The sequence below is a fragment of the Streptomyces sp. NPDC054887 genome (genome assembly GCF_053610585.1).
Genome location: NZ_JBSGYQ010000056.1, coordinates 37,929 through 49,353, shown reverse-complemented (window position 1 = coordinate 49,353; position 11,425 = coordinate 37,929). Strand labels below are relative to the sequence as shown.

The following is an 11,425-nucleotide window of genomic DNA, read 5'->3' as shown; positions in this document are numbered from 1 at the left end:
GGCCGGGGCCTGGTACCGTGGGGCAACCCGCCCGGGGGTAAACACCGCCGACCGCCGCCACCCGGCCGGGTGCGAGGGGGCGGCCCGCCCCCCCCGGCCGCTGTCCTGCATGCCGCGCCGGTCGGTCAGGACTCGACGCTCTCCTTGTCCGCGGCCTCCGCGGCCTCGGCCTGGGCGCGCTGTTCCGTCTTCTTGTTGGCGATGAGGCTGGTGATCGTGGTGATGATCAGCACGCCGCAGATGACCGTCAGCGAGAAGGGGATGGAGATCTCGGGGACGTGCACCCCGGACTCGTGCAGGGCGTGCAGCACCAGCTTGACGCCGATGAAGCCCAGGATGACCGACAGGCCGTAGCTCAGGTGGACCAGCTTCTTGAGCAGTCCGCCGATGAGGAAGTACAGCTGCCGCAGACCCATGAGGGCGAAGGCGTTGGCGGTGAAGACGATGTACGGGTCCTGCGTGAGGCCGAAGATCGCCGGGATCGAGTCGAGCGCGAAGAGCACATCCGTGGTGCCGATGGCGAGCATGACGACCATCAGGGGCGTCAGAACGCGCTTGCCGTTGTTCCGGATGAAGAGCTTCGTGCCGTGGTACCTGTCCGCGACGCCGAAGCGGTGCTCGATCGACTTGAGGAGACGGTTCTCCTCGAACGCCTCTTCCTCCTCGTCGGCCCGCGCCTCCTGGATCAGCTTCCAGGCGGTGTAGATGAGGAACGCGCCGAAGATGTAGAAGACCCACGAGAAGTTGGCGATGACCGCGGCGCCGGCGGCGATGAAGATCGCCCTCAGCACCAGGGCGATCAGCACACCGATGAGCAGCACGCGCTGCTGGAGGTGGGACGGCACCGAGAACTTCGCCATGATCAGGACGAAGACGAACAGGTTGTCCACGCTGAGCGATTTCTCGGTGATGAAGCCCGCGAAGAACTCGCCGGACGCCTGCGCGGTGCCGAAGATCAGCAGCCCGAGGCCGAAGAGAACGGCCAGTGCGATCCAGACGACCGACCAGATTCCGGCTTCCTTGATCGACACATCGTGCGGCTTGCGCCCGATGAGGAAGTCGACGGCGATCAGGGCGACCAGACCGAGAATGGTCAGCACCCAAAGGGTCATTGAAACGTCCACTGCGCCTCCGGCAGATAGCTACGGCAACTCACTCAGCGTCGTCGCTGCCGGAGGTCTCTTCCACCCGAGTGCGTGTCCGCGCGATTCGGGCCGACGCCCCGGGACCGATGGCGGTCCGTATTGACGGGTACGTCGCAGCCGGGAGTACTCCCCTCCGCTCATCAAAGAGTACAGGAACACCCAAGAGAAGGTAAAGGGATGGGTAAAGCCCTCCCAAAAGGGCAGGTCAGCGTGGCATTGACCGTCTCGCCGCCGCCACCTGCGCAAGGACTTGGCGCACGACCCGGCTGCCCGGGGGCGGCAATTGCGGCTCGTACGTCCACGTGTGGCCGACCCACGGGTCGATCAGGTGGTCGTCGGGCACCGGCGTGACGCGCAGCATCGAGCGCCACAGCGGATCGAGCACCGGTCCGTAGGCGCTCGCGTCCTCCCGGTCCGCGACCAGCATCAGATGCACGCCGACCGACGGGCCCTCGTCGGCCAGGTAGCGGAGCTGGGTGACGGCACGGTCGTCGAAACCGTGCGGGAAGTCGTTGACGATCAGGAGCTGCTCCGCCGTGTCCAGATCCGGCGGCAGCGAGTCGCTCACTCCGCCGCGGACCGCCATCTGCACCAGCTCCACCCGCTGGGTGAGCTTGGCCAGCACGGCCGTCACGCCCTGGGCGCCGGCCGCCGGCGGCGCGGCGAGCACGCCGGACTCGGTCAGCGGGGCGAGCGCGGTCGCGCCGGTGCCCGCCGGGTCGATGACGTGGACGGTGAACTCCCCCGCGGGGTAGACCGCCAGCAGCCGCGCGGCGTGCGCGACGGCGGCCTCCAGGGCCGCCCTGCGCAGCTGGTCGGACTCCATCATGAGCGCGGCCTCGGAACGGGAGCGGCCGCTGTCGATCCACAGACCGCGCTCGAGCGGGAGCCGCACCAGCATGGGGATGCGCAGGTCGGGCCGTTCGGGGAGGTGGAGGTCGCCGACGCGCAGGGCCATCGGGATCTCCATGGGCACCCGGTAGCCGTGCCAGACCGGGTTGCTCCAGGAGGCGAAGGCGGGCGGCAGGGCCGGCTCCACGACGTCCGCCTCCGCGACGAGCTGCGTCAGCTCGCGCTCCAGTACGTCGCGGGCCTGGCCGACGAGCTGGTCGTGCTTGGCCTGGGCCGCCGCCCGGGCGGTGTCGCCCGCGGTGCCGATGCGGCTGCGCGGATCGGAGAGGGCCTTGTCGAGCTCCTGGTCCATGCGCGACTCGGCGAAGTCGACCGCGCTGCGGTACGCCGAGACGGTACGGGCCAGGTCTTCGAACATGCCCCAGACCTGGTTGTACAGCCGCTCGTCCATGGACCAGCCGGTGGCGTCGCCCGCGACCGGCTGCGGGTGTCCGCCCGGCGGGACGGGGGGTGCGGTGGGCGGCGCGGGCGGCGGCGCGGTGTTCCGGCGGCGCGGGTGCGCGTAGTCGATGGGGCCGCCCTGGGGGGACGGAGAGGCACCGCCCTCGGGGCCGGCCTGCGGCGCGGTGACGGGCGGTACGGGTGTGGGGCCCGGGGCGGGCACGGGCGGCGGCACGGCGTCGCTCTGGGCGTCGCGTCCACCGTTGGCGGCGTGGGGGGCCGTACGCCGAGCCCGGTCGTCGGCCTGGGCGCGCGGCGGGGCCGGGGCGACGGAGCGGGCCACGCCACTGCTGACGGCCGCCTGGATGGCGGCGGCGAGTTCGAGGGCCTGCGGAAGGCCCTGGTCGCGGAGCATGTCGGCGAGGCCGCCCGCGTACCCCTGACCGACGGCGCGCACCTTCCAGACGCCCTGCCTGCGGTAGAGCTCGAGGGCGACGACCGCGGACTCGCTGTCCAGGCCGGTCACCGTGTAGGTGGCGACCTCGGACCCGTCGAGTCCGGTGACGGAGACGAAGGGGGCCGCGACGGCGCCGAAGCGCGTCGGGCCGCCCCCTCCCGCCGGAAGGGCCAGCAGGACGTTCAGCCGGTGCACGGTCTCGGGCAGTGCCCCGAGGTCCACGGCCAGCCGGTGGTCGGCCGCGGCCTGCTTGGACACCTCGAGCCCGGGGAGGCTGGGGGAGCCGGGGTGGGCGACCCATTCCGTGCCGCGTACGGCGCCCTGCTCGTCGCAGAGCGTGGCTCCGGCCACGACCGGCGTACCGGCCGACACCCGGATCTCCAAACGGGCCTGGGGCAGGGGGTGGTTCTGCCCCCGGACCAGTTCGGCCGTCATCGCCTGTCTCCCCCGCGTCGCTTCGTACCCGACCACAGGGGTGGCCGGTGGTGGCTTGTGCGCGGTGCGCGTGTACTCGCGCGGTGCGCATGTGGTGCAGCTCCCGGCGGCGGATGCCACCGGGAGCTGCGCGTGCTTCGGCAGTCGCCTGCTACAGGTGCGGCAGGATCGACGGCATCAGGTCCTGGAAGGTGCGGCCGTTGGCAGGGGTGCCGATGGCCGTCATCTGCCAGCCGGCGCCGGCGCGGTGCACCTTCGCCATGATCTGGGCGGTGTACTGGCCGCCGCCGTCGAGGGTGTAACGGGCCATCTCCTGGCCGTTGGTCTCGTCGACGATGCGGCAGAACGCGTTCTGCACTTCCTGGAACGTCTGGCCGGTGAAGGAGTTCACCGTGAAGACGATCTGGTCGATGTGCACCGGCACGCGCTGGAGGTCGACGAGGATCGCCTCGTCGTCCCCGCCCTGACCGGCGCCGCCGACCAGGTTGTCACCGGTGTGCTTGACGGAGCCGTCGTCGCTGACGAGGTGACGGAAGAAGACGACGTCGACCGGCTGCTTGTCCGCGAACAGGACGGCCGAGGCGTCGAGGTCCACCTCCCGGGTGCGCGAGCCGAACAGCCCGCGCCGGGGCGCCGCCTGCCAGCCGAGCCCCATCCGGACGGCGGTCAGCGTGCCGCCGCCCTTCTTCTCCAGGCTGATGGCCTGACCCTTGGTCAGATTGACGCCAGGTCCCCCGGGCGCGCTGCCCTTGGATACGTCCACCACGCGCTGTCCCCTCTCCTTGCATACCCCGCGGCCCGCCCGTGTGCGTGCGGCTGTCAAGAACCCTACGCAGTCGGGCCCGGGCCGCACAGTCGTGGCGTGCTTTGTGTCGGTCTTGCAACACACCGGGCGCCCGGTGCGTCAGGCCTGCCCCGCCTCCCTCATCTGCCGCAGTTCCTTCTTCAGTTCGCCCACCTCGTCACGCAGGCGGGCGGCCACCTCGAACTGGAGCTCCGCCGCGGCTCCGCGCATCTGTTCCGTCATCTCCTCGATGAGGGCGGCCAGTTCGGCGGCGGGGCGGTCGGTGAGCACGTCGCCCTTCCTGGCCGCCCTGGCGCCCTTGGCCGCCTTGCCGAGTACGGGCACGGGCGCCTTGGCGTTCTTGCCCTCCTTGGCCTGGCGGAAGCCGGAGCCGAGGAGCTGCTCGGTGTCGACCTGCTCGCGTGCGATCGAGGCGACGATGTCGTTGATCTTCTTGCGCAGCGGCTGCGGATCGACTCCGTGCTCCGTGTTGTACGCGATCTGCTTCTCCCGGCGCCGGTTGGTCTCGTCGATGGCCTTCTCCATCGCCGGGGTGATCTTGTCGGCGTACATGTGCACCTGTCCGGAGACGTTGCGCGCCGCGCGGCCGATCGTCTGGATCAGGGAGGTGCCCGAGCGCAGGAAGCCCTGCTTGTCGGCGTCGAGGATGGCGACCAGCGAGACCTCGGGGAGGTCGAGTCCCTCGCGCAGCAGGTTGATGCCGACCAGGACGTCGTACTCACCGGAGCGCAGCTCGCGCAGCAGCTCGACGCGGCGCAGCGTGTCGACGTCGCTGTGGAGGTAACGGACCTGGATGCCGAGTTCGAGGAAGTACTCCGTGAGGTCCTCGGACATCTTCTTGGTGAGGGTGGTGACGAGGACCCGCTCGTCCCGCTCGGTGCGCTTCCTGATCTCGTGCACCAGGTCGTCGATCTGGCCCTCGGTGGGCTTGACGACGACCTCGGGGTCGATGAGGCCGGTGGGACGGATGATCTGCTCCACGAAGCCGTCCGAGCGCGACAGTTCGTACGCGCCGGGGGTGGCGGAGAGGTAGACCGCCTGACCCACGCGCTCCTGGAACTCCTCCCACTTCAGCGGGCGGTTGTCCAGGGCGGACGGGAGCCGGAAACCGTGGTCGACCAGGGTCCGCTTGCGGGACGCGTCGCCCTCGTACATCGCGCCGATCTGCGGGACGGTGACGTGCGACTCGTCGATGACCAGCAGGAAGTCCTCGGGGAAGTAGTCGAGGAGGGTGTGCGGCGCGGTGCCGGGAGCTCGGTCGTCCATGTGCATCGAGTAGTTCTCGATGCCGGAGCAGCTGCCGATCTGGCGCATCATCTCCAGGTCGTACGTGGTGCGCATGCGCAGACGCTGGGCCTCCAGCATCTTGCCCTGCTTCTCCATCTCGGCGAGCCGGTCCTCCAGCTCCTTCTCGATGCCCCGGACCGCCTTCTCCATGCGCTCGGGTCCGGCGACGTAGTGGCTGGCGGGGAAGACGTACAACTGCTGGTCCTCGCTGATGATCTCGCCGGTCAGCGGGTGGAGCGTGGAGAGCGCCTCGATCTCGTCGCCGAACATCTCGATCCGGACGGCCAGCTCCTCGTAGACCGGGAAGATCTCGATGGTGTCGCCGCGCACCCGGAAGGTGCCGCGGGCGAAGGCCACGTCGTTGCGCGTGTACTGGATGTCGACGAAACGGCGCAGCAGCTGGTCGCGGTCGATCTCCTCGCCGACCTTCAGCGGCACCATGCGGTCCACGTACTCCTGCGGCGTACCGAGGCCGTAGATGCAGGAGACGGAGGCGACCACGACGACGTCACGGCGGGTGAGCAGCGAGTTCGTCGCGGAGTGGCGCAGCCGCTCGACCTCCTCGTTGATCGAGGAGTCCTTCTCGATGTACGTGTCCGACTGCGGGACGTACGCCTCGGGCTGGTAGTAGTCGTAGTACGAGACGAAGTACTCGACGGCGTTGTTGGGCAGCAGCTCGCGGAACTCGTTCGCCAGCTGGGCCGCCAGGGTCTTGTTCGGCGCCATGACGAGCGTGGGGCGCTGGAGCTTCTCGATCATCCAGGCCGTCGTCGCCGACTTGCCGGTGCCGGTCGCACCGAGCAGGACGACGTCCTTCTCACCTGCGCGAATACGCCGCTCCAGCTCGGCGATGGCCGCCGGCTGGTCGCCGCTGGGCTGGTAGGAGCTGACGACCTCGAAGGGCGCCACCGTACGTTCGATGCTTGAAACGGGCCGCATGCATCAACCGTACGGCCCGGCACTGACACTCACGTGGCGATCGCCCGCGTCACCGGCGCCACGAGACCTCCGCGGCCGGCCGCGGCATGCCGGTCGCGGGCCGGCGCCGCGCCCGCGGCCGGCCGCCGACGAGCCGCGGATCGCGCAGGACGACCACGCCCGCCACGACGAGGAAGATCACCGGGCCGATCAGCATGGGCGCCAGGACGGGGGCGGCCGACGCGCCACCCGCGGCGCCCGCGGGCTCGTGCAGGTGGACGCTGAGCGCCGCCATGCCGGTGTAGTGCATGCCGCTCACCGCGAGCCCCATGACCAGGCTCGCGCCGAGGCTCGGCAGGAAACCCCGGACCGACACGGCGGCCCAGAGTGCCGTCGTGGCGGCGACGACCGCGATCACCACGGAGAGGGCGACGGTGAGCGTCTCGTACTGCAGCTGTCCGCGCAGTCGCATTCCGGCCATACCGAGGTAGTGCATGGAGGCGACCCCGAGGCCGGTGATCGTGCCGCCGGTGACCAGCGCCATCGGGGTGACACCGCGGTGCCCCACGATGAAGACGCCGATGCCGGCCATGAGGACGGCGACGCCGAGACTGGCGTACGTCAGGGTGGCGTCGTAGCCCACCGGGGTCTCCTTCACCGCGAAGCCCATCATCGCGATGAAGTGCATGGTCCAGGTTCCGGAGCCGATCGCGGCGGCGGCCAGGGCCAGCCAGCCGGCCCGCCGGCCCAGTTCTTCGTCCAGGAGTGCCCGCGCGGTGCAGCGCAGTCCCAGCGCGCCGCCGAGGCAGGCCATGAGGTACGCCGCGGCCGGGGTGACGAGACCGTAGCTGAATCCGTCGACAGTGCCAGTGCCCTGCATGCCTTTTGCGCCCTTCAGCTGCCGTCACCGGGTACAGAGGGCCCCACTCGTGGTACGGAGGCCGTTTTTGGCGAGAGTAGGCGGAGCCGGGTGATCAGTACACGTTTTCCCGGCAAAAACAGCGGTGGGGAAAGTGACACGTGACGCCGCCACGCCGGTTTCGTTCACTTCGTGGCCATCCTTCGCCTGCCCGTCGTTGACTATGTGCTGTCACTCTCGGACCGTCCGTGATCGCCCCATGCGAGGAGTCCTCGTGTACGCACGCACCGTCTCGGCCGCCGCGCTCCTGGGCGCCGCCGCACTGCTGCTGCCCGCCCCGGCCACCCCGGCGTTCGCTCCCACCGCCGCCCACCACGACGGCCCCTCTGTCATCGCCCACCGCGGCGCGTCGGCCTACGCGCCCGAGAACACGCTGGCGGCTGTCGACCTGGCCGACCGGATGGGCATCCACTGGGTGGAGAACGACGTACAGCGCACCAGGGACGGACAGCTGGTCGTCGTCCACGACGAGAGCCTGGCCAGGACGACGAACGTCGAGCAGCTCTTCCCCGGCCGTTCGCCCTGGAAGGTCAAGGACTTCACGGCGGCGGAGATCGCCACACTGGACGCGGGCAGCTGGTTCAGCCGGAAGTTCGCCGGCGCGCGGGTGCCGACCCTGAAGCAGTACGTGAACCGGGTCGAGCGCAACCGCCAGAACCTCCTCCTGGAGATCAAGAAGCCCGAGCTCTACCCGGGCATCGAGAAGGACACCCTGCGGGTGCTCGGCAAGGCGGGCTGGCTGGACCGCCACCACGTCCGGTACCGGCTCGTCGTCCAGAGCTTCGGCGCGGACAGCGTGAAGGCCGTGCACAAGCAGCGGCCCGACGTCACGACCGGCTTCCTGGGCAGGCCCCCGGTCGCCGAACTGCCGAAGTACGCCCGGTTCACGGACCAGATCAATCCGACGCACACCTCGCTCACGGCCAGTTACGTCGCGGCGGTCCACCGGCTGAAGGGCCCGCACGGCAAGCAGGTGCGGGTCAACACCTGGACGGTGAACACGGCGGCGGGCGCGGCGCGGGTGGAGGGCTTCGGCGTCGACGGGATCATCACCAACAACCCCGACATCGTGCGGGACGCGGTCGGCGGATAACCGTCGGCCGGTCCGTTGTCAGTGCCCGGTCGTACCGTGGGCGCATGGACAGTGACGGGCGGATCGTGGAGTGGGCGGTCATCGGCAGCGGCGACAGCGGCATCGGGCCGCTGCTCGTCGCGGCCGCCGACGCCGGCCTGGTCTGCGTGGCCTTCCATGCCGGGCCGGTGACACGAAACCGGACGGTCGCCCGGCTGCGGACGCGCCTGGGTGCCGAGGCGACCGAGGCGCCCGGCTCACCGTGGCTGGCCGAGCCCATACGGCAGTTCGCGTCGTACTTCGCCGGGGACCTCCGCGGCTTCTCTCTTCCGCTGGACTGGTCGCTCACTTCCGGATTCAACCGGCAGGTGCTCCGTGAGCTGGCGACCGGCGTTCCGTACGGCACGGTCGTCGGATACGGCGACCTCGCGGGCCGGGTCGGCCAGCCGGGCGCGGCGCAGGCGGTGGGCGCCGCCATGGGGTCGAACCCGCTGCCGGTGGTGGTGCCCTGCCATCGGGTGGTGGAGAGCGACGGCGGGCTCGGCGGATTCGGCGGCGGCCTGGAGACCAAGCGGGCGCTGCTGGCGCTCGAAGGCGTGCTGCCGCAGCCACTGTTCTGACACGGGACGGACTGGTTGAGGGGGAGGACGGGGCGGTCGCCGGAGCGGCGAGGTGAACGGCGGACGGGGCGGGTGCCGAGCCGGGGCGGCATTCTCGGTTTCGTCCCTTCGTAAGGACTGGCACACTGCGGCGGTGACTACCCCCCCTGCTGCGTCCGCACCCGGTCCCGAGGCGCTGCGCGCCCTGAGGCGGCGTACCTCCGTCGTACTCGTCGTGAGCCAGATCCTCGGCGGGCTCGGCGTACCCATCGGCATCGCGCTCGCGCCCGTGCTGGCGGTCGAGGTCAGCGGCACCGAGGCCGTTTCGGGACTCGCGCCGACCGCGTCCGTCGCCGGCACCGCGCTGCTGTCGATTCCGCTGGCCTCCCTCATGACCTCGCGCGGCCGACGGCCCGGACTCGTCCTCGCGTACCTGATCGGCGCGCTCGGCGCGGGACTTGTGGTCGTCGCCGCCGTCGTCGGGAGCTTCCCGCTGCTGCTGCTCGGCATGGCCGGGTTCGGCGCCGCCTCGTCGGCCAACCTCCAGGCGCGTTTCGCCGCGGCCGACCTGGCCGAGCCGGACCGGCGCGCCCGGGCGATCTCGACGGTCGTCTGGGCCACGACGATCGGCGCGGTCTTCGGCCCCAACATCGCGGCCCCGGCGGGCCGCGCCTTCACCGGCACCTCCATACCCGAGACGGCGGGCCCGTTCCTGTGGGCCGCCGGGATCTTCCTCGTCACGGGCGTGATCGTCGCCGTACTGCTGCGCCCCGACCCGCTGCTCACGGCCCGGGCGCTCGCCCCGGCGGAGTCGCAGTCCGCGCAGAGCCGCTCGCTGCGCGCCGGCCTCGCCGCGGTGGCCGCTTCGTCGCGGGCCCGGCTCGCTCTGGTGACCGTGGCGGTCAGCCACACCGTCATGGTCTCGATCATGGTCATGACCCCCGTCGATCTGGGGCACCACGGCGCCGACCTGGAACTCGTCGGGCTCGTCATCAGCGGCCACATCGCCGGGATGTACGCCTTCTCGCCGGTCATGGGCTGGCTGTCCGACCGCGTCGGCCGTCTGGCGGTCATCGGCCTGGCCGCCGGTCTGCTCTGCCTCGCCGCGCTGCTGGCCGGTACGGCGGGTCCGAGCCACGCCCAGACCGCCGCAGGGCTCTTCGTCCTCGGTCTCGGCTGGTCCGCGGGTCTCGTGTCGGGCTCCGCCCTGCTCACCGACTCCGTCCCGCAGCCCGCGCGCGCCGCCGTGCAGGGGCTCTCCGACCTGACCATGAACTCGGCGGCGGGCGTCGGCGGCGCGGCAGCCGGCCTGATCGTCGCCCAGGCCGGCTACGGCTGGCTGAACGCCATCGGCGCCTGCCTGCTGCTGCCGATGGCCGCGCTCGCCCTGCTGGCCGGCCGGGGCGGGCGGGCCGGAGCCCTGGCGGCCGGTCCGGCCGGCGCCCCCGGCGTCAGCTCCGGCACCGTCGCCCCGCCCGACCCCGCGGGCCCGGCCGACGCGACGGAACCGGCCGCTAAAGGCTGATGTGGTACGCCTTGCGCAGCGTCTCGTGCACGGTCCAGGTCGTACGGTCTCCCTCGCGCAGCACGCACGCGTCACCGGGGCCGATCTCCAGGGTGTCGCCGCCCTCGACCTCCACCGTGGCCCGCCCACTGACCACGACGAACAGCTCGTTCGCTTCGGTGTCGGTGACCACGCCGGGCGTGATCTGCCAGATGCCGCGCAGCTGCTTGCCGTCGGGGGACTCCCACAGCACCTTGCCCGTCACCTCCGGTACGCCGGACACGATCTGGTCCGGGTCGAGGGGCTCCGGCTCCAGGTCGGCGTCCGGGATGTGCACGGAGAAAGAGGCAGGCGTCTGATCGATTGTCGTCATGGCGCGTCACCTTAGCGGTGGCCTCCGGAGGGCTTCGTCGAGGGGCGTTGTCAGTGGTGACCCGTACTTTGGGATCAGTGGGAGCGGCCACCGAGGCCGGTCCTCCGGGGGGAGGGGTGTGCCATGTCCGCTGCCGGCATGCGGCTTCTACGGGGTGCGGGGCGAGAGCAGGCGACTGTCCGGGTCACTCGTCGTAGTGGCGGGCTTCCACCACATTGCCGTCAGGGTCGCGGAAGTAGAACGAGCGGGGGGCGGCGCCGTGGGCCCCGAAGCTGTTGTGGGAGAACCGCGAGACGGTGGCGCCGCTCTCCTCAAGCCGGCCGTGCAGAGCTTCGAACGCTTCCTTGTCCATGGCGAGGCAGACATGGTTGACCGGGTGGCCGGCCGTTCCTTCCTCGCCCAGGACGCCGTCCATGGAGCCCGCCATGGTGAGCGGGACCAGGTCGAGGAGGGAGTCGGCGGAGACGCGCACGGAGGGGAAAGGCGCTTTGCCCTCGGCGTACTCGGCGGCTCGTACACCGGTCAGGCCGACGGTCCGCTCGTAGAACTCCACTGAGGCCAGGGGGTCGTTGACCCAGAGGACGACGTGATCAAGATGTGTATGTGTCATGCGGACAA

At 70.9% G+C, this 11,425-nt stretch carries 10 protein-coding genes; 3 read left to right on the top strand and 7 right to left on the bottom strand.

Annotation, left to right across the window (positions count from 1 at the left end):
• Positions 1–125 precede the first annotated feature (125 nt).
• The 5 genes from ACWGH0_RS26595 to ACWGH0_RS26575 form a co-directional block, all read right to left on the bottom strand.
• Positions 126–1,124: a TerC family protein gene (locus tag ACWGH0_RS26595; RefSeq protein WP_453406764.1), complete on the bottom strand. Its 999-nt coding sequence runs from the start codon at positions 1,122–1,124 to the stop codon at positions 126–128.
• A 226-nt stretch (positions 1,125–1,350) separates the two neighbouring features.
• Positions 1,351–3,330, bottom strand: coding sequence for a TerD family protein (locus ACWGH0_RS26590; RefSeq protein WP_453406763.1), 1,980 nt, complete (start codon positions 3,328–3,330; stop codon positions 1,351–1,353).
• 151 nt (positions 3,331–3,481) lie between these two features.
• Complete coding sequence (locus ACWGH0_RS26585; protein ID WP_069930790.1) at positions 3,482–4,048, bottom strand: TerD family protein; 567 nt, start codon at positions 4,046–4,048, stop codon at positions 3,482–3,484.
• Between the two features lie 186 nt (positions 4,049–4,234).
• A complete protein-coding gene (gene uvrB, locus ACWGH0_RS26580) occupies positions 4,235–6,361 on the bottom strand; it encodes an excinuclease ABC subunit UvrB (protein ID WP_453406762.1) in 2,127 nt (708 codons plus the stop codon).
• A 49-nt stretch (positions 6,362–6,410) separates the two neighbouring features.
• Complete coding sequence (locus tag ACWGH0_RS26575) at positions 6,411–7,220, bottom strand: MHYT domain-containing protein (protein WP_453406761.1); 810 nt, start codon at positions 7,218–7,220, stop codon at positions 6,411–6,413.
• A gap of 253 nt (positions 7,221–7,473) precedes the next feature.
• Here ACWGH0_RS26575 and ACWGH0_RS26570 point away from each other — a divergent pair, with 253 nt between their 5' ends.
• The 3 genes from ACWGH0_RS26570 (at position 7,474) to ACWGH0_RS26560 (ending at position 10,455) form a co-directional block, all read left to right on the top strand.
• Positions 7,474–8,352: a glycerophosphodiester phosphodiesterase gene (locus tag ACWGH0_RS26570; protein WP_453406760.1), complete on the top strand. Its 879-nt coding sequence runs from the start codon at positions 7,474–7,476 to the stop codon at positions 8,350–8,352.
• Positions 8,353–8,396: 44 nt separating this feature from the next.
• Positions 8,397–8,951: a methylated-DNA--[protein]-cysteine S-methyltransferase gene (locus ACWGH0_RS26565; protein ID WP_453406759.1), complete on the top strand. Its 555-nt coding sequence runs from the start codon at positions 8,397–8,399 to the stop codon at positions 8,949–8,951.
• Between the two features lie 133 nt (positions 8,952–9,084).
• Positions 9,085–10,455, top strand: coding sequence for an MFS transporter (locus tag ACWGH0_RS26560; protein ID WP_453406758.1), 1,371 nt, complete (start codon positions 9,085–9,087; stop codon positions 10,453–10,455).
• Here ACWGH0_RS26560 and ACWGH0_RS26555 read toward each other — a convergent pair.
• The gene (locus tag ACWGH0_RS26555; RefSeq protein WP_453406757.1) at positions 10,445–10,807 is read right to left on the bottom strand and encodes a cupin domain-containing protein; all 363 of its coding nucleotides are present in this window, start codon (positions 10,805–10,807) and stop codon (positions 10,445–10,447) included. The two genes, ACWGH0_RS26560 and ACWGH0_RS26555, sit on opposite strands and share 11 nt — an antisense overlap.
• A 184-nt stretch (positions 10,808–10,991) precedes the next feature.
• Positions 10,992–11,417 (bottom strand): VOC family protein, encoded by a 426-nt coding sequence (locus ACWGH0_RS26550; protein WP_453406756.1) that lies wholly within the window; start codon positions 11,415–11,417, stop codon positions 10,992–10,994.
• Between the last annotated feature and the right edge of the window lie 8 nt (positions 11,418–11,425).